This is a genomic window from Kocuria turfanensis (assembly GCF_001580365.1).
GTDB classification, from domain to species: domain Bacteria; phylum Actinomycetota; class Actinomycetes; order Actinomycetales; family Micrococcaceae; genus Kocuria; species Kocuria turfanensis.
Genome location: NZ_CP014480.1, coordinates 2,526,962 through 2,548,726, shown reverse-complemented (window position 1 = coordinate 2,548,726; position 21,765 = coordinate 2,526,962). Strand labels below are relative to the sequence as shown.

Here is a 21,765-nt window from a genome sequence, read left to right as displayed (position 1 = left end):
ACCGGACGACCGCCGCCCCCCGGTGTGCCGTGGCTCACCTAGACTCGTGGCCACGGAGACGAGGGACGGACATGAGCATCGAGGACCAACGACGTTCCCGGGTAGCGGCCACGGGATCGCAGGCGCCGGCGTCGGGCGATCGCGCCCGCTCCGAGGCTGATTCCCGGGAGGCCGATGCCCGGGACGCCGATCTGGAACAGGCGCTGGCCGAGGTGCGGGAGGTCGGGGTCGAGGCGAGCGAGCTGCTGCGCGCGGAAGGCCTGAAGCCGGCCCGGCTCGTGCACTTCCCCCGGGGCGCCCGGTCCTACCCCCTGTTCGGCCGTGCGCTCTCCGGGGTCCGGAGCGGCCACGGGTGGCACGTCGTCGGCGGCCTGGTCGTGGGCACGGACGGCCGGTTGTGGGCGCGCACACCGGGCCCCGACGCCACCCCGCACCAGGACCTGGGCGCGTGGCGGCTGGAGGTGGAACCGCCCGACGGCCCGGGCGAGCTGCCGCCTCCCGTGGCCTTCGACGGGACCTCCCTGCACACTGTGCGCCGGATCTCCGAGGACGAGTACCTGAAGGTCGACCTCATCGACCGCCTCACGGACGGCTACGCGCGGCTGCTCATCCTCCACCACCGGCAGCGGTCCTGAAGGGCTGAGCCGGGTGACCGGCTCACCCTTGCGGCAGCGCGGCCTCCGGGTACTTCTCCTTGACCGCGTCCCAGTTCCGCTCCATCACGAGCGGATCCACCCAGGCGATGTTCCACCGGTGGCCGTCCGGGTCGGCGAAGACCCGGTTGCGCATGTAGCCGGCGTCCTCGGCCCGGTGCGTGGTGGCGCCGGCGGCCACCGCCCGCTCCGCCAGGGCGTCGACCTCCTCGGGCGTGTCCACGACCAGGGCGTAGCCGCCGCTCACCGTGCGGCCGGGGTCGGCCAGCTCCTGGTCCCCGCCGATGACCCGCTGCATGTAATCGCGCTCCACGAGGGTGACCCCGAAGTTCTCGCCGAGCTCCAGGATCACGCTGTGCCCCTCCTCCAGGCCGGGCGCCACCGACCAGCCCAGGGCCTCGTAGAACGCCCGCGAGCGCGCCAGGTCGGTGACGGGGATGTGGGGATAGAACTGGTAGGCCATGACGACTCCTCCGGGGATCGGCGGGCGAGACTTCCATGCTCGCCCCGCGCCCGAGGAGGAACAACGATGTGACCCGCCTGTTGCGGCACCGCCCGCGATGGTGGTTCCGGCTGTCGAGCCCACGGACATTTCTGCCGCTACTTCAAAAAGTAATGCGCCAGCCACCGTGTCATGCCTCACACTGCCTCTAGAGTCGGAGTGCCAATTGCATCCGCAAACTAGTGGTCAGGGGATGCCCTGGGACCACGGGCTGACGCGGCAGGTGAATTGAACCTGCTGCCTCGGGAGAGCCGGAAAGGGAGGACGCGTGAGCACCCAGCGCACTGACTTCAGCCTGCCCAACCTCCCACTTAGCTGTTGCGGGGCATGAGGTTCTTGGCGCGGGTGCGGCGCTGAGATGAGGAACGGGCTCCTCGCTTCAGGATGGAAGTTCCTACACCAACATCCGCGCGAGAGAGCCCGTTCATGACCCACCGTAATGCACCCCTGACCCCCACCGGCCGGCTGCGCATGGTCCACCGTCACCTCCACGACGGCATCCCGAAAGCCCATGTGGCGACCGAGTTCCGGGTCAGCCGTCCCACGGTGGCCACCTGGGTGGCCCGCTACCTCGCAGCGGGTGAGGCGGGGTTGGTCGATCATCCCTCGACTCCGCGGCGCAGCCCTCAGCGCACCCCTGCGGCGGTCGTGGAGCTCATCGAGTCCCTGCGCCGGGACCGGAAGTGGTCGGCCCGGCGCATCCACCGCCACCTGCTGGATCTGGGGCACCGCCTGCACCTGCGCACCGTGGGCCGCTGGCTGTCCCGGCTGGGCATCTCTCGGCTGCGCGACCTCACTCCGGACGGGGACGACCTGCGGCGCCCGCCGCGGCGGATCCGTGCGGGGTGGCCAGGGCACATGGTGCACCTGGACGTGAAGAAGGTCGGACGGATCCCCGACGGCGGCGGCTGGCGGGCCCACGGCCGTGGCAGCGCTGCTGCCAAGCAGTCCAAGCGTGGTCCCGGGGCGAAGGTCGGCTACACCTACCTGCACTCGGCCGTGGACGGGTTCTCAAGGCTGGCCTATACCGAGGCCCTCGAGGACGAGCGGGCGACCACCACGATCGGGTTCTTCTGCCGGGCGAGGGTGTTCTTCGCCGCCCACGGCATCGACCGGCTGCATCGGGTGGTCACCGACAACGGCGCCAACTACCGGGCGAAAGACTTCACCCGCACGGTGGAGGTCCTCGCCTCCCGGCATCAGCGGATCCGCCCGTACACCCCGCGCCACAACGGGAAGGTGGAGCGGTTCAACCGGCTGCTCGCCGACGAAGTCCTCTACGCCCGCCCCTACGCCAGCGAGCAGGCCCGCCGGGACGCGATCGGGGTGTGGGTCAACCACTTCAACTACCATCGGCCCCACACCGCCTGTGGTGATCAGCCCCCGGTCTCACGCACCCCGGCCCGTGCCAATAACGTCATGCCCTCTTACACTTAGCACCCCGCTGCAAGCGGAACCGGGCCGGGAGCGCGGTGTCTACTCCTGGTGGCTGGACACCGCCCGCTATCCCACCCCCGAGGCGGCCGGTCTGCTGCAGCTGCCGGACGTGCCGCGGCTGGTGCACGCCTCCGGCCGGGCCGAGCTGCTCTACGTGGGCCGGGCCCGCCGCAATCTGCACCAGCGCATCGTGGGCCAGCACCTGCGGCGCACCCGGTCCTCGGCGCTGCGGCGCACGCTGCTGGCCGTCCTCCTGCCGGGCGGCCCGTCCTGGCGGCAGGGCGCGGCCCTGGACGGGCGCGGCCGGGTGGTCCTCGACGAGGCGCAGGAGCAGCGGCTCACGGACTGGATACAGGAGCACCTGCTCCTGGGCTGGGCGGTCTGCGCGACGAAGGACGACGTCGACGCGCTGGAGCGGCGGTGGATCGCCGAGCACCGGCCGGTGCTGAACACGGACGGCACCGACCACGGCGCTCAGCTGACCGCGCTGAAGGAGACTTTCCGCGCGGGCCTGCCGCGGCGTTCCTGACCTCGGCGCACGAGGGACTTCTTGACCACGCAGACCACCAGCCGCGCATCCTGAAGCTGCTGCGACAACTACTACGGAACACACGGCGGCCCGCCGCCCCGGCGGCTCACCAGGAAAGGACGTCATGACCACCACCGTTCCCGAGGTCCCCACCGCGCTCCGCGACAACCTGCACGAGCTCTACCGCCACCTGCACCGGAGCCCGGAGCTGTCCATGCAGGAGCACGCGACCGCCGAGCTGATCCGCGCCCGCATGGAGGCACTGGGCTGCGAGACGTTCCGGTGCGGGGACACCGGCGTCGTCGCCGTCCTGCGCAACGGCGAGGGGCCTGTCGTCGGCTTCCGCGCGGACACGGACGCCCTGCCCCTGGCCGAGGACACCGGCCTCGACTACGCCTCCACGGCCCGCGGCACCCTGCCCGACGGCACCGAGGTGCCGGTGATGCACGCGTGCGGCCACGACACCCACATCACCAGCGCGATCGGCGCCGCGACCCTGCTCGCCGGCGACCGCGACGCGTGGGCGGGCACGGTCGTGTTCCTCTTCCAGCCCGGCGAGGAGACCGCCGAGGGCGCCCGCGCCATGCTCGACGACGGGCTGTGGGACCGGGCACCGCGCCCGGAGGTCGTCTACGGCCAGCACGTGTGGCCGGGGCGCGCCGGGCAGGTGGAGATCAGCACCGGCCCGGCCATGGCGATGGCCGACAGCTGGCGGGTCACGGTGCACGGGCGCGGCGGGCACGGCTCCCGTCCCGAGGACACGATCGACCCTGTCGTGCTGGCCGCCCACATGGTGGTGCGGATGCAGAGCATCGTCTCCCGCGAGGTGCCCGCCCAGCAGTCCGCCGTCATCACCATCGCCACCTTCCACGCGGGACTGAAGGAGAACATCATTCCCCCGACGGCGGTGTTCACCGTCAACGTCCGCAACCTCGACCGCGCGGTCCGGGAGAAGGTGCTCGCCGCGCTGCGCCGCGTGATCCTCGCGGAGGCCGACGCCTCGGGCGCACCGGCCCCGGACATCGAGGAGCTCTACACCTTCCCCCTGCTCGTCAACGACCCCGCGGAGACGGCCGCGCTCAAGCAGGCGCTCGGGGCCGCCCTGGGCGAGGGAAACGTGCTGGACCGTCCCGCCCAGATGGGCAGCGAGGACTTCGGGCACCTGCCCGACGCCATCGGGGTGCCCGGCGTCTACTGGTTCTTCGGCGGCACGCCCGACGACGTGCTCGACGGCGGGAAGCCGGTGCCGACCAACCACTCGCCCTTCTTCGCCCCGGTGATGGAGCCGACCCTGACCACGGGCGTGACCGCCGCGGTCACGGCGATCCTCTCCCGCGTAGGCATCGCCCGATGACCGCCCGCGCGGACACCTCCCTGCTGGAGCTCTCCGCCCGGGAGCTCTCGGCCGCGATCCGGCAGCGGAGCGTGTCCGCGCGGGAGGTGCTCGAGGCCCACTACGCCCGGATCGACGCCGTGAACCCGGCCGTCAACGCCGTGGTCACCCAGGTCCGGGAAGCGGCCTACGCGGCGGCCGCGCGAGCCGACGAGCGCACCGTCGTCACCCCGCCCGACGAGCTGCCGCCCCTGCACGGGGTGCCGATGACCCACAAGGACACCCACGCCGTCCGCGGGATCCGCACGACCTCCGGTTCCCCGGTGTTCGCCGAGCACGTGCCCGACCACGACGACCTGATCGTGGCCCGGTTCCGGGCGGCCGGGGTGATCAGCACCGGCAAGAACAACGTGCCGGAGTTCGCCGCCGGCTCCCACAGCTTCAACGAGCTCTTCGGCACCACGCACAACCCCTACGACCGCACCCGCAGCGCCGGCGGCTCCAGTGGCGGGGCCGCCGCGGCGATCGCGTCCCGGATCCAGCCCCTGGGCGACGGCTCGGACATGGGCGGGTCCCTGCGCAACCCGGCGTCGTTCTGCAACGTCGTGGGGTTCCGGCCCTCCACCGGGGTCCTGCCCCTCGCTCCCTCCCCCGACGCCTGGGCGTGGCTGGGCCGGTCCGGGCCGATCGCCCGCAGCGTGGACGACGTCGTCCTGGCGATGTCCGTGCTCACCGGGCCCGACCCCCGGGTCCCGCTGGCGTGCCCGGTGGAGCGGGCGGCGTTCCGCACGTTGGCCGCCGAGGATCTCCCCGAGCCCGACGCCCGGCCCCTGGCCGGGGTGCGGATCGGGCTGACCACGGACTTCGGGGTCGGCGTGCCGGTCGAGGCGGAGATCCTCGACGTGCTTCGCGAGCAGGCGCGGGTGTTCGAGCAGATCGGGGCCGTGGTCGAGGAGGCCGTGCCCGACCTGCGTGACGCCGATGAGGTGTTCGATGTGACGCGGGCCTTCGACATGGCCGTGAACCTGCGCACCGTGGTCGCCGAGCACCGGGAGCAGGTGAAGCCCGAGGTCGTGTGGAACGTCGAGAAGGGCCTGGCCCTCACCGGCCCGCAGCTCATGGACGCCGCCCTGGCCCGCACCCGCCTGCACGAGGCGACCCAGGCGTTCTTCGGCGCCTACGACCTGCTCCTGTGCCCCACTGCCCAGGTGCTGCCCTTCCCCTCCGAGGAGCGCTGGCTGCGCACGGTCACCGGTATGCCGATGCAGACATATGTCGAGTGGCTGCGCTCGGCCACGCTGATCTCGGCCACGGGCTGCCCCGCGGTCTCGGTGCCGGGCGGGTTCAGCCCGGGCGGGCTGCCGGTCGGGCTGCAGCTGGTCGCCGCGCACGGCCGGGACGTCGAGCTGCTGCGTGCCGCCCGCGCCTACGACATCGCGACACGCCACGCGGAGCGGGCGCCCGTGCTCTGACCCTCCTACCTCTCGGCGCTACGACACAGTGCCTCCCGGGTCGGCGGCGTCCTAGGCTGGGAGCGGGAGAGGTGGGAGACCATGAGAACCCGCCGCACCGTCGTCGCCCTGTTCGGAGCGCTCCTGCTCGCGGCCGGAGCCCTGCTGCTGCTCCAGGCCGTGGGCGCCCCGGTGGCCACGGGGCTGTTCTGGAGCGTGCTGTTCCTGGCCGCCTCCGCCGTCTTCTGGTACCTGTTCGCCACGGACCGGCAGAGCTGGTGAGCCGCGATCCCCGGTGGCGCGCTCCTGGGCCTGGGCCTCTCGGCGCTCGCCGGCGAGGCCGGACTGCCCGGCGCCGCCGTGTGGGGCGGCTCCCTGTTCCTCGGCTCGATCAGGCTCGGCTTCGCCGCGGTGTACCTGCGGGACCACGAGCGATGGTGGGCGATCATCCCCGCCGGCGTGATGCTGACGCTGGCCGTTCCCGCGGTGGGAGGCGCCTCGGACGCCGGGGCGCGCGCCTCCGGGGCCCTGTTCTTCGCCGGCCTCGCCCTGACCTTCGTGCTCGTGGCGGTCCTGCCCGGCGGGCCGGGCCGGCGCCGGTGGGCGTGGATCCCCGCAGGCGCGCTGGCGGTCCTGGCCGTGCTGGTCGCCCTGGACGCCACCGCGCTGCTGAGCGTCTTGAACTACCTGTGGCCGCTGGCCCTCATCGCCGGCGGCGGGCTCCTGCTGTGGCGGGCGCTGGGGCGGCGGCACACGCCGGAGCCGGTCGACAGCAGCGGCGACCGGGCGCCGGCGGCGTGCGAGGAATCCAGCTCTCCCTGACGGATGCTGAATCAGCAGCCGGAGCGGAGCACATCCGGCTCGGCGTGACGCAATAGGCAGACCGATCTTGTGGTGACCCGGCACCTGCTCACGAGGGAGATCTCGGAGGGCAGAATCACTAACGCTGGATCCACTCACCGACAATTTCTATCGCCGTAGCTGTTGTGGGCTTCCCGCCCACCCATGAGATGCATGGAGTTTTCTCACCATGTCCGCCACGATCACCACCGCGGAACATGTCCCGCTCCCCCGCACTGGAGCTCTTGAGATCGCCCCGTGTGCCCGATCTTGGCAGCAGGCAGGAACGCTGCTGGACCAGGCTGCACGCTCAAGTGCACTTGGCCCTGCCCGGCCGACCGCGTGACATCAGATGCAGACGGGGCAGGGTTCGTAGAAGTTCAGTGGTCTACCGCAGCCGGAGCAGGGCGGCGGCGCCCATGGCCACTCCATGGTTCCCGTATGGACCGCTCTGGCGAGTTGAGGTGTGGGCATCGGAACCGCGTTGTCCGGCACGTCGGGGCAGTACAGGCGGTAGGACGCAAGCCTCTCCTCGGCCGCAAAAGCTTCGAGCTCGACCTCATTGTCGGCGGGGCCGCGATTGCGCCGCCGAAACCAGTCGTTGAACCCGGGGCCGACCATGCCGGATCCCTTCTGAACGACGAGGGCCGTGATCCCCGGCAGGCTCTGTCCTTCGCAGTAGTCGAGCACCCGATAGAGCGGCTGCCCGATCCACCGCGGGAGCAAGCTCGTCGTGCGAACCTTGGTGGCCTCGAACAGATGGTCGCCCAGGTCCTGGTACGTGATGTAGCCGCCGAACGTTGAAGCGACGGACTTCAGCTTCGGAATCGCCTCCTCTGTCCACAGTCTTCGCGCTTCCTGAGGAGGAAATGGGACGTCTCGGTGCGGCTCTTGCCATGTCCCGGGCAGTCGGCTCGTCATGTTCGTGCCTCCGATAACGGCGATGTTCGCATTCACAAATTTACATCGGACGTTTGCGGGACTCCATTTGCGACGCCCACATGAATACCATCGTCGATTTCCACCGCCGGCGTCCGGAAATGCGGGCGAGGGCTGCGGCCCAACCTGGGCCGCCCCTGATAGCTTCAACTCATGGAAGAGGCCGGAGAGTTCGACGACGACTACAACTTCCGCGACGACACTCCGGCAGGCAAGGACCCCGACAGTCGTAGCCCCACACTCCGGCAGTACCACCGAATTCTCTGGAGCAAGCCGCTCCCTGACGGGCGGCCGTTCGAGCTTCATGCTGGGCGCGCTTTGTCCCCGTATCTCGCGTATGAAGCAGACGGCACGGAATTTGTCCTCGGCAGCGATGCCATCACGAGCTCCTACACCCGCTGGTCACGTCCAAAATCTCTGGTCAACGCCATCGCTTCGTTGGATGAGGACCAGCGGTCCCGATATCTGAACCCGCCGTACACCATCGGCAGTGCGATGATTTGGCCCGTCAGGAGGAAGGACCGGCCCACCATGAACACGGCGCGCGGGTTCAGACTGCTGATCGCTGACCGTATGGACCTCACACTTGAGTGCATCCGGCGTCACTACGCAGGAGAACCGTGGAGTCCCCTCGCTGATGTCATCAACGCCTACGCGGACTACTTCGAACTCTTCGAAGGGTTTACGGAGTTCGTGGAGTTCTTCCACTTTCAAGACCTCGTGACGCCCGACTGTGACGAGGTCCGGTTCTACCTGCCGTTCGATAACTTCAAGCGTTCCGGGACACCGACCACAACCGACGAGTACGTGGAGTACCGGGAGAAGACGTTGGAGTTCATTGAAGGCCGGAAACGCCGGATGGCCGAGTGGGTCAGCGAGCACCACTCCCGAAACTGAAATCCAGCAGCAGTGCCGCAGCAACTGCCTCTCCCCCTCGATCCAGAGGCTGACTCACACTGTGCAGAGCACGGTCCGCTGCAAGAGTGCGACGGACAGCCCTGACCGTGCTCGCTCGGCGGAGGGTGATGCCACCGTCATCCGCCGGAGGAGGGCGGCCTGGGCCGTTCCCAGACCCGGGCGAATTCTTCGGCGACCAGTGGCCAGATCAGCCGGAGACCGTCCGCGACCGTGTCGACGCCTTCGGCCAGCGGCCCGAAGGCGACGAATTCGTGGGGAATGACTCTGCCGGCCGCGTCTTTCCGGCCCAACGGATCCGGGAAACGCAGTGCCACCTTCTCGGCGACGCGGCGCCAGGCTTCCGGTTCATCCTCGACCCCCGAGAAGACTGAGTCGTACTCCGGGAGCGGATCCTGGAATCCTCCGTCACGGAGGAACCGGAACCCCCAGTTCCGCCCCCGAGTGGCCCAGATGAGGCTCATCTGAGACTCCTGATAAAAATCCGCTTCTCTTCGCCTGCTTCCAAGTCGATCTTGAAGCGGGTCAGCGCGGCAGTCAGGTAGTCTCGCTTGGCCAGAGCTTCGGCGTGCAGCACCTGGAGTCTGTCCCCGGCGAGCTTTGCCGCGTCGTTCAAGACTTCTTGCGAGAGAACAAGGCCGACAAACTTCAGCACAGGGCCGATTGGGCCGGGTCGCTTGATCTTGATCCCGACCAGCACGGCGGCCAGAGCTCCGGCACCACTCAGCAGTTTCTCGCCCACTTTCGCAGGGAGAAGCTTCAGCTCGGCCCACCGCAGGTGTCGCTCGAACGGAAGCACGGCGGCCAATGGCAGGATCAGGTCCAGACCGATTCGCTCGGTCACCTCGACCTTGCCCGCGTCGAACCTAGCTGACGACAGCAGCACGAAGTCCTCACCGACTGACAGCGCGTCGCTCCCTTCCACCAGCCCCGCGAGCACCTGGCGCAGGTCTGCCATCTCATCGCCGGCCTTCTCGATGAGAAGATCCCTGAACTTGAACACGTCCAGGTTCGGCAGGAGATCGGACTTCGACAACGCCATGATCCAGATCCGCGGGAACTCGACGAGAGGCTTGCCGTCCTCCAGGAGGTCGTCCTTGAGCGAGAGCAGTCCGTTGTGGAAGGTGGCCAGCAACGCCTTGAGGTACCGCTCCTCCTCCCCTGCGTTGTCCAGCAGACGCTGACCATCCACGAGCAGGAGTGCGACGTCAGAACCCAGCAAGGACTTGAACGTGTCAATCCTGCGCTGGGCCTCCTCCGGTCCGCTCACGTTCTGTTCGAACCACTCGCCCGGATAGTCGTGCCAGACCAGACGCAGGGCGTCGAAAGGCTTCTTCTTCATCGCCTTGGCGTCAGGTTCATCCTTCAGCCTGACCGAGAACGAGTAGGACGTGGCGGAGAAATGGTTGGACATGGGCAGTCGCGCCGAGTTCTTCATGCCGAGGTAGCTCTGATGCAGTCGAGTGCCTTGACCGGCATCGTCCGCCACGACGTGGAACAGATTGTTCTGCCGGTACTGGGGCTCCTGGGTGGCTCCGTAGAACGAGGAGAGCATCACGGTCTTGCCACTGCCACTCGCGCCGAACACCGCAATGTTCTGCTCCAGTACTCTGCTCGGTTTCATGTGCAAACCCTACGCCGGACAACCACTGATGGTGGGTTCCGTGGACCCCCGTGCGATTCGCCGCGTCGGTGCCGATGGGCAGGGAACTGCTGCCGTGGTCACTGTTCCGCCGGGTCACTTGCCCAGGCGCTGCAACACCCCATCGGCCGGCGCTTTCTCGTCATGGTCGCAACACCTGACCGAAAGTTAGGCCATGACAGCACCACTGAGAGGCCATGATCGCCGCGTCGGGCGGCGGCCGATGTCGGCCAAACGGGAACAGTTCCTGAAGATGATCGGGCAGGGCTGGTCCGTGGCCGCCGCGGCCCGCGAACTGGGCGTGAGCCGCAGCTCCGCGAACAACTGGAAGAACGGCTACCGGGTGGCCCGACCCGACGGCACCGTGGTCGTGTTCGAGCCGCTGACACCTGCCCCGCAGCCGATCTCCGCCCGGTTCCTATCCCAAGAAGAGCGGCTGATGATCGCCGACGAGCTCCGGGCCGGCACCAGCCTGCGTGGCATCGCCGCGCTGCTGGGCCGAGCCCCCTCGACGATCTCCCGCGAGGTGCGCCGCAACCACGGCGGACTCACCGCCTACCGGCCCTTCACCGCCGAACAGCTCGCACGCCACCGCCGGCGGCGCCACCATCGGCTCAAGGTCGAGGCCGACGCCCAGCTGGGAGGCTGGGTCGCCGCGCGGTTGGCCGAGTACTGGAGCCCCTCGCAGATTGCCCGTGCCCTGCCGGCCACCTTTCCGGGCCAGCCAGCACGCCATCTGGCGCACGAGACGATCTACCGCGCCGTGTACCGCCACCAGCTCCCGCCACTGGCCCGGGGACAGCGGTCCTGTCTGCGCACCGGGCGCACCTACCGCAAGGCCCACCGCCACCCGTCCCGGCGTCGGGCCCGGTTCGGGCTGCCGGTGCGGATGATCAGCGACCGCCCCGCCCACGTGCTGGAGCGTCTCGAGCCCGGGCACTGGGAAGGCGATCTCATCGCCGGGCCCGGCCACCGTTCCAACATCGCCACGCTCGTGGAGCGCACCACCCGCTTCACCATCCTGGTCCCCGTGCCCGGATCCCGCCATGCCGAACTCGTCCACCGCGGCCTGGTGGTCGCACTGGGCACCCTGCCCCCGGACCTACGGCGCTCGATCACCTGGGACCAGGGCATCGAGATGTCCCGGCACCGGGAAGTCAGCGCGGACCTGGGCTGCCCGGTGTTCTTCTGTGAGAAGGGCAAGCCCTGGCAACGGGGCACGAACGAGAACACCAATGGTCTGCTGCGCCAGTTCTTTCCGAAGGGCACCGACCTGTCGGTTCATGCCCCGGAGCATCTGCGAGTCGTCGTGTCAACGGTCAGCGGGACTTCCTTGTGGGCGGTCAGGTGATCTCCCCGCCGGCGGACAGCTGATCTCCCTGCCCGCGGTCAGTTAATCTCCCTCCGGCGGTATCAGGTCAAGGGGACCACCCCGCGTCCGGCGGTGGCGTCGGTGAGCCGCAGCGAGGTGCCCTCGGTGATGATGACGTGGGCGTGGTGCAGGAGCCGGTCCACGGCGGCGGTGGCCAGGGTCTTGGGCATGATCGTGTCGAACCCGGCCGGATGGATATTGCTGGTCACGGCGAGGCTGCGGCGTTCGTAGGTCGCGTCGACGAGGCGGTAGAAGGCCTCGGCGGCGGCCTGGCCCGAGGGCAGCATCCCGATGTCGTCGACCACGATGAGCTCGGCCCGGGTGATGCGGGCGATGGTCTTGCCGATCGAGCCGTCCGCCCCGGCCCGCCCGATCGCGGCGGTCAGCGATTCGAGGGTGAACCACGAGACCCGCATTCCGGCGTCGATGACCTGATGGGCCAGGGCCTCGAGGAAGTGCGTCTTGCCCGTGCCCGATGGCCCTGAGATCGCGAGGTTCTCCGCCCGGCCCACCCATTCCAGGGTGGCCAAGGCCGACTGGGTCGGGACCGGGATCGAAGAGTCCGACTCGCGCCAGGACTCGAAGGTCTTCCCAGCGGGCAATCCGGCGGCCTTGCGGCGGGCGGCTTTGGTGGCCTCGTCGCGGCCACGGGCTTCCTCGGCCAGCAGCACCCGCAGCACCTCGGTGGGGTCCCAGCGCTGGGCGCGGGCGGTGGCCAGCACCTCGGGGGCGGCCGTGCGCAGGTAGGGCATCCGCATGCGCTTGAGCACCGCGGTGAGGTCGTCGGGCAGCGGCGGTGCTGCCGGGGCGGTGGTGGTCGTGTTCATTGAGCGGTCTCCTCGGTGGTGGGGATTGTGCTGGTTGTCGTGCTGGCGCCAAAGGACGCCCAGGCGGCGGTGCCGGGCTGGGCGGAATGGGTCTCATCGGCGGCCACGAGCCCGGCGGCGGTGGCCCCGGTGGCCTGGTGATCGCAGATCGCGGTCAGGTCACCCTCGCCGAAGCGCCCGGCGGCCGCGGCGATTCCGAGGGCGGCGTCCACGGGCCCGTCCCCGATGAGGGCGGCGAGCTCAACGGCGGCGGCCATCTTCGCCCGGATCCGGGTGGTCCCGGCCGCGGAGGCCTCGATCAGCCAGGTGTGCGCCCCAGCCCCCAGGGCCAGGAAGTTCTTCTCCGCCGCGCTGCGGGCTCGTGGCCGGGGCGGGCGTGGGGCACCAGTGGGGTCTTGGGGGTGGTCGGGGTAGTGGGCCAAGTCGATCCGTGGATTGCCCGGGGTCGAGAGGCGGTGGCGGGCGACCTCGGTGAGCCCGGCGCGGCCGGCGGCCCAGCCCGGCATCGTGGGGAGGACGTCGAGGTCGGCCATGACCACCAGCTCGGCCCCGGCGACCCGCACCCACACCTCGGCCCCGACCAGCCCCGGTGGGGTGGAGTAGCGCACCGAGCCGAACCGGATGGTCTGGTCGGTGCCCACCGTGCGGGTCACCCCCAGGGCGGTGGTGTGCGGAGCGGCCGGCAGTACGTGCAGGCGTTGCTGCTCCTCGGCCAGCGCCTCGGCGGGCACCCGGGCCGACTCCCGGTGGGTGCGTCCGTTGACCTTGGCGCAGAACGCCGTACAGGCGGCCTCGAGTGCGGCGAAGGAGGCGTACTGCTCACGCAGGTTCGCCTCGGTGGGCACCAGGTCGGCCTTGGCGATGCGCACCGTGGACTCCGACCCACCCTTGGACTCCGGGTCATACGGCACGCAGGTGTGCACCTGGGTGCCGTAGTGCCGGCCGGCTTCCACGATCTGCGGGTGGCGCACCGCAACCCCGGCCACGTGATCGACGGTCACGGTCCTGGGGTTGTCGGTGAGCACGTAGGTCGGCACCCCGCCGATCCGCGCCAGGGTCGCATCCAGGCACCCGATCAGCGTCGGCAGGGTCTGGTCCCAGACCGGGATCACCACTCGGTAGCGTGACCAGGCCAGCCAGGCGCAGAACAGCCACGTGCGCCTCGGCGTCCCGTCGATCCCGGGAACCTTCGGGCCTTCGCCCCAGTCGAACTGCAACCACAGACCCGGTTCGGTGATCCAGGGCCGGTAGGTGCGCCGGTGCCCGGCCCGCCAGGCAGCCTTCACCTGCGCCACGGCCCGGCGGGTGGTGCGCTCGGTCCCCGGGAACCCGAGCGCGACGAGGCGGGCGTGGATGACGTCGGCGCGGACCGTGCCCTGGCTGCGCTCGACCCACTCCTCAATCTTCGGCAGATACCCATCGATCATCCGGGGACGACGGCCCGGCCCGGTCACCGGCCGGCCCGCATCCCGGGCGGCGGCGTAGCGGCGGACCGTCTTCGGGTCCACCCCGGCCAGGGCCGCGGCCGAGTGCGCGGAGCCGGTGGCGTCGTAGGCTTCGAGAATTTCCATGATCTCCCTGTCAGACTTCTTCATGCGTCCCTCCGGCGGGTGATGGCTCAAGGTGGTCAGAGACCTCGAGCGAACCCCCGGAGGGACGTCTGCATGGGGACCGACACGAGCCCGGCCCCGGGGCTGAGAACAGGGAGATCAGCTGTCCGTCAGCAGGGAGATACGTGTCCGCCTACAGGGAGATTGGCATGTCCGCTAGCACGTCGCTCACCAGCTCAACCGTCGACCCCGAGCGGTGCTCGGTGGTCGGACGCCGGCGGAGCTGTTCGCCGCCTTGCTACCCTTCCCGGACCACCCGCTGTTGCGACCATGACGAGAAAGCGCCCGTTGACAGCCGACGACCAGCAATAGCCGCACCTGGTTGCCGCAGTACACCACCAGCCCTTAGACAGGACCCATAGAGAACCCCACGCTCGCCGACTTAGTCGCCTCCGTGCCCGAACTGGACGCCCGGGAGGTCGGCTCGGCTGGCTTCGAGCGCGGGACTGCCCCGACTTCCGTTGACAGGTTGACCTGCCCTATGGCCTGCTTACCCCTGTAGGTGTGAAGATCGGCGCATCTCATTGAGAGGCCCCGACCATGCCACGCCCCTTTCCTGCAGAGTTCCGTCTTCGTGCCGTCGCCCTCGTACGGGCCGGCAAGACCATCACCGCCACCGCCGCCGAGCTGGGCATCAGCACCGGTGCGCTGCACAACTGGGTTCGCCAGGACCAGATTGACCGCGGCGAACGGCCCGGGCTCACCACCCATGAGTCGGCGGAGCTGGCCAAGGCGAAGAAACGCATCCGGGCCCTCGAGGCCGAGGTCGAGATCCTTAAGCGCGCCACGAAGCTGCTCGGGGAGGACCGTCCCGCCCCAAAAGGATTCATCCGGTGATCGATGAGCTCGTCGACGCCGGGCACCCCGTCAAGGTCTGCTGCCGGCTGCTCGGGGTGAGCAGTCCCGGCTACTACCAGTACAAGAATCGGCCGCTGTCGCCCACGGCAATGCGCCGGCAGTGGCTCACGGGGCTGATCCGGGAAGTGCATACCGCCTCCCGCGGCACCTACGGCTCCCGGCGGGTCCACGCAGAGCTCACCCGCGGCATGGACGTGGTGGTCAGTGAGAACCTGGTGGCCGTGCTGATGAGTCTCGCGGGGATCGCCGGGCTACCGGGCCCGGCCAAGGTGAAGAAACTCAAGGGCGTGGCCACCGCCGATGACCTGGTGCACCGGAAGTTCCACCGGCTGGCGCCCAATGAACTATGGGTCACGGACATCACCGAGCACCCCACCAGAGAAGGCAAAATCTACTGCTGCGCGGTGCTGGACGCCTTCTCCCGCCGGATCGTCGGCTGGTCCATCGACAACCACCAGGACTCCTCCCTGGTGGTCAACGCCCTGGACATGGCGATCAAGAACCGTCGACCGGCGCCGGGCGGGATCGTGCACGCCGATCACGGCGTGCAGTTCACCTCCTGGGCCTTCACCCGCCGCATCCGGGAGGCGGGCCTGATGCCCTCATTCGGGACGATCGGGGATGGCTACGACAACGCGATGATGGAATCCTTTTGGTCCTCCATGCAGATCGAGCTGCTCAACCGGAAGAAGTGGCGCACCCGGATCGATCTGGCCAACGCGATCTTCGAGTACATCGAGATCTTCTACAACCGGCAACGGCGTCACTCACAGCTGAACTACGAGTCCCCGGTCACCCACGAACTACGCTACGAATCACCATCCATTCCTGCCTGATCTTCAGACCGCACGGGGTAAGCGAACCGTGGGGCAGGTCAGGTATGGAAAACATCGAGCAGACCACCGCCCCGATGACCATCGCTGAGTTTTTGGAGCGTTGCAGCGCCGAGGACCTCAAGCACCTGGCCGCGATCGGCATCACCGCGCTGGGCGGCATGAAGGGCTGCCCCGAGGAAGACTTCAGCGGCGGCGACTTCTACGAGCGGGTGAACCAGGTCGTCCACGAGGTCGCCCCGAGGCTCGCCCCGCGCCCGGCGTTCCTGCTCTCCGACGAGGAGACCGTCGAGACCGACGGGCAGGCCTGGCGCGACCGCCTCGACCCCTTCTTGTGGGACCTCGGCTGACCCTCTGACCCCACCGCCCACAACGGCCGGCACCCCGAGCCCCAGGGTGCCGGCCGCTCCCGTGTCCCTCTACGGGCGGACGTAGCCGCTTCCGTCCCCCCAGTACATCGGTCGCTGCTCGCACTCCGAGCCGTCCACGAGGTACCGCGTGGACTGCGGGGTGCCGTAATTGTCGATCCGCAAGCAGGCGTCGAGCACCCACTCCTGCTCGATGACGGGATCCGTCGCGGTCACCGTGGGAGTCTGTTTGCCCCGCTGTGCGCTCGTGGAGGTGGTCGTGGTGGTGGTCTCCTGGTGGTATGTCCCGTGGTGGTAGGTCAACCCTTCGAGAGGGGTGACGGCCGCCCGCCGGGGCACGTCGATGACCGTCTCGGTGGTCGTGGTCTCGCACGAGCGGATGCCCTTGCTGAAGCTGTAGGTGCTGCCATCGGCTTCGCAGCTGGACTGGGTGATCCGGTCCTGGTTCGGGTGGGCGCCGGGGGCGGCGGTCGCAGCGGTGGCGCCGACCAGGGACAGGGCGCCGGCGAAGGCGAGGGACAGAGCTGAGCGAGTGAGTGTCTTCATGGAGTTCACCGTAGCGAATGCGGCGCTGACCATTCGTTCTGTGACTCAGCATCGGCCGTCCCCTGTTCTGGTGATGGGGTCCAGGGCTCATAGTGCTGTTCGGACTGGCACAAGTTCCGCACATATGGAGGGCATGAACAAGACCTCCCAGACCACCGATCCGACGACCTTCGACTCCACCGGCCTGGCCGAGAAGCTCGCCAGCACGATCACCAATCAGCTCCTCGAGACGTTCGGCACCGCCGGTCTGCTGCGGCAGCCCATGGTGCGGGCCACCGTGGGCGAGCACCTGGCACCCACGCTGCGGTCGCTGGCCGACGAGGGCCTGATGATGGTTATGGAGGACCTGCACGACCGCCTCGCCGCCTTCCCCGCCCTGGCCGAGCAGCTACTGCCCCCGTTACCTTCTTCCCAGCTCCTCGGTCCGTGATGATGAGGAGTGTTGGCCGGCCGGTCCTCGGCATGATCGTTTGCCCCCAGTCATCCATGATCCGGGGGGTGTTGTCACCGAGGGCCGGTCCGGTGGTCACGGATCGCTGATAGAGGCGGGATCTCCTGTGGAGGACCTTTGTAACGTGGATGCCGAGCGTGACCACCTCCCGGCCGGCCAGCACGTGCAGATGCCATCGCAGGAGAAGGGACCCGGCCATGTCAGAGCAACCATCCCCGGCGGTGTTCGTCGGCCTCGACGTCGGCAAGTCCGACCATCACGCCGTGGCCGTCACGAGCACGGGGAGGGCGGTCTATGACAAAGCTCTGCCCAACGACGAGGCTCGGCTGCGGGCGATTCTTGAGGCCCTGATCGTCGAGCACGGGCCGGTGCTGATGGTCGTTGATCAGCCGGCCACCATCGGGGCGCTGCCGGTGGCGGTGGCCCAGGCGATGGAGTCTGTCACCGTGGCATACCTGCCGGGACTGGCCATGCGCCGGATCGCGGACCTGCACCCGGGTGCGGCGAAGACGGACGCCCGCGACGCGTTGATCATCGCCGAGGCCGCCCGGACCATGCCGCACACCCTGCGGAACATCCGGGTGGACGAGGCTCAGATCGCCGAGCTGGGTGTGCTGGCCGGCTTCGACGACGACCTCGCCGCCCAGATCACCGCCACCTCGAACCGTCTGCGGGGGATGCTCACCCAGATCCACCCCGCCCTGGAACGGGTCCTCGGGCCGCGGGTGACCCACCCGGCGGTGGCCGACCTGCTCACCCGCTACCCGACCCCGGCGAAGCTGCAGACGGCCGGACGGGGTCATGTGAGGGCGAGGCTGAAGAAGCACGCCCCGCGGCTGGCCGAGCCGTTGACCGAGGAGGTCTTCGACGCCCTGGGCCAGCAGAGCGTGGTCGTGGCCGGTACCGAGGCCGCCGCCACCGTCATCCCGATCCTGGCCGGGCAGCTGGCCGGCCTGATCCATCAGCGCGCCACGGTGGCTACCCAGGTCGAGGCCCTCGTGGAGGCCCACCCTCTTTCCGCGGTCCTGACCTCGATGCCCGGCATCGGCGTCAGGACCGCCGCGAGGATCCTCACCGAAGTCGTCGGCAAGGACTTCCGAGACGCCGGGCACTTGGCCTCCTACGCCGGAATCGCCCCGGTTACCCGAAGGTCGGGAACCTCGATCCGCGGCGAGCACGCCGCCAAGGGCGGGAACAAGAGACTCAAACGGGCGCTGTTCCTCTCCGCCTTCGCCTCACTCAACCACCCGCCCTCCCGGGCGTACTACGACCGCAAGCGCGCCCAGGGCAAACGCCATAACCAGGCGATCATCGCCCTGGCCCGCCGACGGATCGACGTCCTGTACGCGATGCTGCGCGACGGGACCCTCTACCAAGACCCCACCGAGCCTCAGAGCCCGTCACCGGTGGCCCTGGCCGCTTGACGAAAACGATAGAGGCACCCCCCGCTAGGCTGACGTCCCAGCTGTCACCGCCACGCTGACCCTGCAGGAGTGGGTGGGTCCGAAGGAGGACCGTGCGGAGCCGGTGGGCTACCCCGAGGAGATCATCCTCCCGGCCGCGTGGCTGGTCCGCCAGAACCGCGACCAGTTGGAGCGGACCGGCACCGGTCAGCTCGACGCCGACGAGCTGCACCTGCTCGGTGACCACGACGGCCCGTTCGAGCTGAAGCTCCATGAGAACTGGGAGACCGGCAAGAACCTGCTCCTTCAGTGGCTGGAGGCCACCGAAAAGTGACCGCATGACCACCACGACGGCCGGCGCCCCAGCGCGGGGCGCCGGCCGTTGCCATGCGCGCATGGTTGGGCCGCTGGGCGCTGAGCTCGTCCGCCAGCTCTGAATGGGCGCATTGCGGAGACCCGGCACGGCTTCCCCATCGTGTCGTTGGTCGAAAGCAAATCCAGCCCGTCCACACTGTTGCCACGAGCAACACGACTTCTCCGACCAGGACGCGGCGCCGTGACGCCGTCATCGCTGCCAGCGGCCTCGTCCTGCTGTCGCTGACAGCCTGCGGCTCTGACATCGAAACGGGGGAGCGGGCCAAGGCCGAGAACGCCGAGCGGCAGCGCGTGCGAGACAGCTACGTATCCTTCATGCAGGGCTCGACCAGCCCGGGTCTGGTCATGCTGGATGACCATCAACTGCTCTCCGGCGGCGAGGAGGTCTGCCGCAAGTACGAAGACGCTGATCCTGACGACAACGTGCTGCTCAACTTCGTCAACGGCACCGATGCCGGGCGTGAGGTGCTGCCCGGGTTGACCGGCACGACCACGATCTTCGAGGAGGCCGCGGTTGAAACTGTCGGCGCCGCCACGAGCATCCTGTGTCCCCAGTACGAGGAGCGAGCCCAGCAGGAAGCCGAAAAGATGGACCTCATGGACTACACACTCTGAACACCGGCGGGACGCGCCTGCGCGAACTGGATCGCCGAGGAGCTCGAGCTACTCGGAGATGACACCGGCCCGTTCTAGCTGCCCGTCGGCGACACCCAGGACGTTCAGGATCTGCTCCAGCTTTGGCTGGAGCACACCGCCGTCCAGGGCTGAACACGACACGGGGGTGCGTCCACCACTGGGTCTCCTGGGTCGGCCATGGTGTTCGTGACCGCCCCGCGAACAGCGGGGACCAACAGGAGCAAGGAGCACCCAGTGGACGACTACGACTACGACTGGAAGCGCGGGGACCGCGTGCAGGTGAAGCTGACGGGACACATCGTGGAGCTGGTCAGTGACACCGGCACCCTCGACGCCGCCAATCATCTGATCAGCGCGGCCTCGGAGCCGAACATGAAGATCGTCCGCGCCGTGGACCTGGAGACGCGGCAGATCCACACGTACATGGTCGACGACTTACAGCGCATCCGCTGACACCAGACAGTCGAAGGGCCCGTCACCGGTTCGCCGGCGGCGGGCCCTCTGCTTGCATCACCCCGTCTAAGCCGGCCAGAGGTGCACACCCAACCGACCCTTGAGGCGGGCGATCGTGTAGCCGTCGGGCCAGGCGTGCCCGTTGAGGATCCGCGACAAAGTGGCAGGGCCCACGTCGGTGATTGTCTCGATCCCGGACAGGGAGCGGACGCCGAAAACCGCGCCCAGGTTCTTGACGAAGCAGCGCGCCAGTTCGTCCGCCGGGTCGCCGCCGATTTCGCCGGACCACGAGTAGCTGTAGGTGCGGGGCTCGGTCCGTGCCTTGGTGATCATGGCGGGGAGTCTAGGAATCGGACCTGGTCATCAGCCCAGGTCAGAACCTACCCTCGGCCGGCTCGACCTCCGGATTGGGTGCCGGTGCGTGTCCGCTCTGACGAGCTTCCCACTGCGCCCATGTCATGACGTGGATCTTCAGGGCCTCGACGGCGACCTCGGCCAGCGCGCAGGCGGTGGCGAAGTCGTGGCGGCAGCGGGTGAGCTCGCTCGCCCGGGCCGGGGCGACCAGCCACTTCCCGGTCGAGGAGAGCTGCACGTAGCGCTGGCCACCATTGAGCACCGCCTACTTGCCGCGGCCGCGGTGGACGACGGAGACCATGAAGCTGGAGGCGTTCGGGTCGTCCAGAGAGCACCCGTCGGAGAAGTCCTGACGCTCTCCCATGCGGTGAGCCATCAGCGGACCGCTCCGGCGCCGGCCAGCTGGCGCGAACAGGTGCCCAGCGGCAGCGGGAGGCCTTCGAGCTTTAATGCGGTGATGTAGCTGATGCCGCACAGCGCCTCGTGGTTCTCCCGGGTGTTGGCGCTGTCCATCGCGAACTGGGGAGTCGCGGAAGGTGATCACCCCACCGACGAAGCGGGCGTTGAACGTCGCCTTAAGAGGCTCGAGCCTGAGTAGGCGGATATCGAGTGCTGCCTACGCTGCCGGATCTCCGCTCGAGTCCAGTGACGTGAACCAAGCGACTCTTTCCATCTCGAAGAGCTTCCCTTGGTACCACAGCCTGAAAGAACGGATCGACATGCCGATATCGATACCGCACCGTCCTACGGCGCTTTAGCACTGACGCCGCAACTGATGTCAGGACTGCGGAATCTCCCATTCCCATCCGAGGCTGGGATCGATGGACTCGTTGTACACCAGAACTCCCTCGGTGCTGGGGACGTCCAGAACAACCTTGCCCGTCACGCGCTCCCCCGGGCCGATAGATGATGGCAGGGTTTCCGACTCCTCCATACAGCCATAGGACGGGCCAGAACTGACCGAGTTCACAGTCGTCCCCTTGGCATCGATCATTTTGAAGGAGTGCGGCGACACGTTGATCGGCCCGTACATGACTTCCGTGAACCCTGGTTCGCCTGCGGTCTCCACCTCCATGTCAATCGCAATGAAGTGGCCGTTCTCGGGCGCCATCGCGTATGGGCTGGTGCACACGGGATCTACTTCAATCCCCTTTACGACATAGGTGACGACGTTCTTGCTCGGATCGTCCAGCGAGTGGATTCCAGCGGGCTCGCCAATCTCCTTCATCAGGTTGCCGCGGGGAGAAGTCTCCTGCGTGGGGGAAGGAGTCGACTCTGCCGTGGCAGGTTCCACATTGGGCGCAGTCGGCTCCGGATCGGCCTCGGCGTTGGAGCAACCCACCAATGTCAGAGCAGGGAGAGTCAACAGGGCAATGGCGTAGCGCTTCATCAAGGGTCCTTCTGTGAGGGGAGTCCCTAGCATCGTGACACGACCTCA

25 protein-coding genes and 2 pseudogenes are annotated in these 21,765 nt (G+C 68.6%); 16 read left to right on the top strand and 11 right to left on the bottom strand.

Features of this window, described 5'->3' with window-relative positions:
* The first annotated feature begins 71 nt into the window (after positions 1 to 71).
* Entirely contained in the window at positions 72 to 635 is a 564-nt protein-coding gene (locus AYX06_RS11760; RefSeq protein WP_062735923.1) for a hypothetical protein, read from the top strand.
* Between the two features lie 22 nt (positions 636 to 657).
* On the opposite strand, the gene AYX06_RS11755 is transcribed toward AYX06_RS11760, so the two are convergent.
* The gene (locus tag AYX06_RS11755) at positions 658 to 1,116 is read right to left on the bottom strand and encodes a VOC family protein (protein ID WP_062735922.1); all 459 of its coding nucleotides are present in this window, start codon (positions 1,114 to 1,116) and stop codon (positions 658 to 660) included.
* A 465-nt stretch (positions 1,117 to 1,581) separates the two neighbouring features.
* On the opposite strand from AYX06_RS11755, the gene AYX06_RS11750 reads away from it, so the two are divergent.
* The 6 genes from AYX06_RS11750 to AYX06_RS11725 all read left to right on the top strand — a co-directional run bounded on the left by AYX06_RS11750 (position 1,582) and on the right by AYX06_RS11725 (position 6,727).
* On the top strand, positions 1,582 to 2,592 hold the full coding sequence (locus tag AYX06_RS11750; protein ID WP_062735921.1) for an IS481 family transposase: 1,011 nt from the start codon (positions 1,582 to 1,584) through the stop codon (positions 2,590 to 2,592).
* Complete coding sequence (locus AYX06_RS11745) at positions 2,561 to 3,121, top strand: GIY-YIG nuclease family protein (protein ID WP_157093464.1); 561 nt, start codon at positions 2,561 to 2,563, stop codon at positions 3,119 to 3,121. Before AYX06_RS11750 ends, AYX06_RS11745 begins: the two co-directional genes overlap by 32 nt.
* Before the next feature lie 124 nt (positions 3,122 to 3,245).
* A complete protein-coding gene (locus AYX06_RS11740) occupies positions 3,246 to 4,475 on the top strand; it encodes an amidohydrolase (protein ID WP_062735919.1) in 1,230 nt (409 codons plus the stop codon).
* Complete coding sequence (locus tag AYX06_RS11735) at positions 4,472 to 5,926, top strand: amidase (RefSeq protein WP_062735918.1); 1,455 nt, start codon at positions 4,472 to 4,474, stop codon at positions 5,924 to 5,926. Before AYX06_RS11740 ends, AYX06_RS11735 begins: the two co-directional genes overlap by 4 nt.
* 81 nt (positions 5,927 to 6,007) lie before the next feature.
* A complete protein-coding gene (locus AYX06_RS11730) occupies positions 6,008 to 6,187 on the top strand; it encodes a hypothetical protein (protein ID WP_062735917.1) in 180 nt (59 codons plus the stop codon).
* 78 nt (positions 6,188 to 6,265) lie between these two features.
* Positions 6,266 to 6,727, top strand: a complete 462-nt coding sequence (locus AYX06_RS11725; protein WP_062735916.1) for a hypothetical protein — start codon at positions 6,266 to 6,268, stop codon at positions 6,725 to 6,727.
* Between the two features lie 366 nt (positions 6,728 to 7,093).
* Here the strand turns inward: AYX06_RS11725 and AYX06_RS11720 are convergent, their stop codons facing one another.
* Positions 7,094 to 7,702, bottom strand: coding sequence for a hypothetical protein (locus AYX06_RS11720; RefSeq protein WP_147017937.1), 609 nt, complete (start codon positions 7,700 to 7,702; stop codon positions 7,094 to 7,096).
* 135 nt (positions 7,703 to 7,837) lie between these two features.
* Here AYX06_RS11720 and AYX06_RS11715 point away from each other — a divergent pair, with 135 nt between their 5' ends.
* Positions 7,838 to 8,581 (top strand): DUF6994 family protein, encoded by a 744-nt coding sequence (locus AYX06_RS11715; protein ID WP_062735914.1) that lies wholly within the window; start codon positions 7,838 to 7,840, stop codon positions 8,579 to 8,581.
* 137 nt (positions 8,582 to 8,718) lie between these two features.
* On the opposite strand, the gene AYX06_RS11710 is transcribed toward AYX06_RS11715, so the two are convergent.
* Both AYX06_RS11710 and AYX06_RS11705 read right to left on the bottom strand, forming a co-directional pair.
* A complete protein-coding gene (locus tag AYX06_RS11710; protein WP_062735913.1) occupies positions 8,719 to 9,063 on the bottom strand; it encodes a hypothetical protein in 345 nt (114 codons plus the stop codon).
* Positions 9,060 to 10,223, bottom strand: coding sequence for a TRAFAC clade GTPase domain-containing protein (locus AYX06_RS11705; RefSeq protein WP_062737030.1), 1,164 nt, complete (start codon positions 10,221 to 10,223; stop codon positions 9,060 to 9,062). The genes AYX06_RS11710 and AYX06_RS11705 overlap by 4 nt, the downstream gene beginning before the upstream one ends.
* A 193-nt stretch (positions 10,224 to 10,416) precedes the next feature.
* Between AYX06_RS11705 and AYX06_RS11700 the strand changes: the two are divergent.
* Positions 10,417 to 11,550, top strand: a pseudogene (locus AYX06_RS11700) (IS30 family transposase); the annotation flags it as partial.
* 104 nt (positions 11,551 to 11,654) lie between these two features.
* On the opposite strand, the gene istB reads toward AYX06_RS11700, so the two are convergent.
* On the bottom strand, positions 11,655 to 12,440 hold the full coding sequence (gene istB / locus AYX06_RS11695; RefSeq protein ID WP_062735912.1) for an IS21-like element helper ATPase IstB: 786 nt from the start codon (positions 12,438 to 12,440) through the stop codon (positions 11,655 to 11,657).
* Entirely contained in the window at positions 12,437 to 14,035 is a 1,599-nt protein-coding gene (gene istA / locus AYX06_RS11690; RefSeq protein WP_198161398.1) for an IS21 family transposase, read from the bottom strand. Before istA ends, istB begins: the two co-directional genes overlap by 4 nt.
* Before the next feature lie 555 nt (positions 14,036 to 14,590).
* Here istA and AYX06_RS11680 point away from each other — a divergent pair.
* A pseudogene (locus tag AYX06_RS11680) lies at positions 14,591 to 15,744 on the top strand (IS3 family transposase).
* A gap of 44 nt (positions 15,745 to 15,788) precedes the next feature.
* Complete coding sequence (locus tag AYX06_RS11675) at positions 15,789 to 16,091, top strand: hypothetical protein (RefSeq protein WP_062735910.1); 303 nt, start codon at positions 15,789 to 15,791, stop codon at positions 16,089 to 16,091.
* 69 nt (positions 16,092 to 16,160) lie between these two features.
* Here AYX06_RS11675 and AYX06_RS11670 read toward each other — a convergent pair whose 3' ends face one another.
* Positions 16,161 to 16,655 carry a hypothetical protein gene (locus AYX06_RS11670; RefSeq protein WP_147018058.1) on the bottom strand — a complete coding sequence of 165 codons (495 nt, stop codon included), beginning with the start codon at positions 16,653 to 16,655 and terminating at the stop codon, positions 16,161 to 16,163.
* 133 nt (positions 16,656 to 16,788) lie between these two features.
* Here AYX06_RS11670 and AYX06_RS11665 point away from each other — a divergent pair, with 133 nt between their 5' ends.
* From AYX06_RS11665 to AYX06_RS11645, 5 genes are all read left to right on the top strand, one after another.
* Entirely contained in the window at positions 16,789 to 17,085 is a 297-nt protein-coding gene (locus AYX06_RS11665; RefSeq protein ID WP_062735908.1) for a hypothetical protein, read from the top strand.
* A gap of 218 nt (positions 17,086 to 17,303) precedes the next feature.
* On the top strand, positions 17,304 to 18,530 hold the full coding sequence (locus tag AYX06_RS11660) for an IS110 family RNA-guided transposase (RefSeq protein WP_062734075.1): 1,227 nt from the start codon (positions 17,304 to 17,306) through the stop codon (positions 18,528 to 18,530).
* A gap of 73 nt (positions 18,531 to 18,603) precedes the next feature.
* A complete protein-coding gene (locus AYX06_RS11655) occupies positions 18,604 to 18,843 on the top strand; it encodes a hypothetical protein (protein ID WP_062735907.1) in 240 nt (79 codons plus the stop codon).
* Between the two features lie 53 nt (positions 18,844 to 18,896).
* A complete protein-coding gene (locus tag AYX06_RS19835) occupies positions 18,897 to 19,499 on the top strand; it encodes a hypothetical protein (protein WP_147017795.1) in 603 nt (200 codons plus the stop codon).
* A gap of 255 nt (positions 19,500 to 19,754) precedes the next feature.
* Positions 19,755 to 19,973: a hypothetical protein gene (locus AYX06_RS11645; RefSeq protein ID WP_062735905.1), complete on the top strand. Its 219-nt coding sequence runs from the start codon at positions 19,755 to 19,757 to the stop codon at positions 19,971 to 19,973.
* A 66-nt stretch (positions 19,974 to 20,039) separates the two neighbouring features.
* Here the strand turns inward: AYX06_RS11645 and AYX06_RS11640 are convergent, their stop codons facing one another.
* The 4 genes from AYX06_RS11640 to AYX06_RS11635 form a co-directional block, all read right to left on the bottom strand.
* Positions 20,040 to 20,306: a hypothetical protein gene (locus AYX06_RS11640; protein ID WP_062735904.1), complete on the bottom strand. Its 267-nt coding sequence runs from the start codon at positions 20,304 to 20,306 to the stop codon at positions 20,040 to 20,042.
* Positions 20,307 to 20,346: 40 nt separating this feature from the next.
* Positions 20,347 to 20,589, bottom strand: coding sequence for a hypothetical protein (locus tag AYX06_RS19830; RefSeq protein WP_147017798.1), 243 nt, complete (start codon positions 20,587 to 20,589; stop codon positions 20,347 to 20,349).
* A gap of 113 nt (positions 20,590 to 20,702) precedes the next feature.
* Entirely contained in the window at positions 20,703 to 20,840 is a 138-nt protein-coding gene (locus AYX06_RS19825) for a hypothetical protein (RefSeq protein WP_157093463.1), read from the bottom strand.
* A gap of 265 nt (positions 20,841 to 21,105) precedes the next feature.
* On the bottom strand, positions 21,106 to 21,717 hold the full coding sequence (locus tag AYX06_RS11635) for a DUF4352 domain-containing protein (protein WP_147017800.1): 612 nt from the start codon (positions 21,715 to 21,717) through the stop codon (positions 21,106 to 21,108).
* Between the last annotated feature and the right edge of the window lie 48 nt (positions 21,718 to 21,765).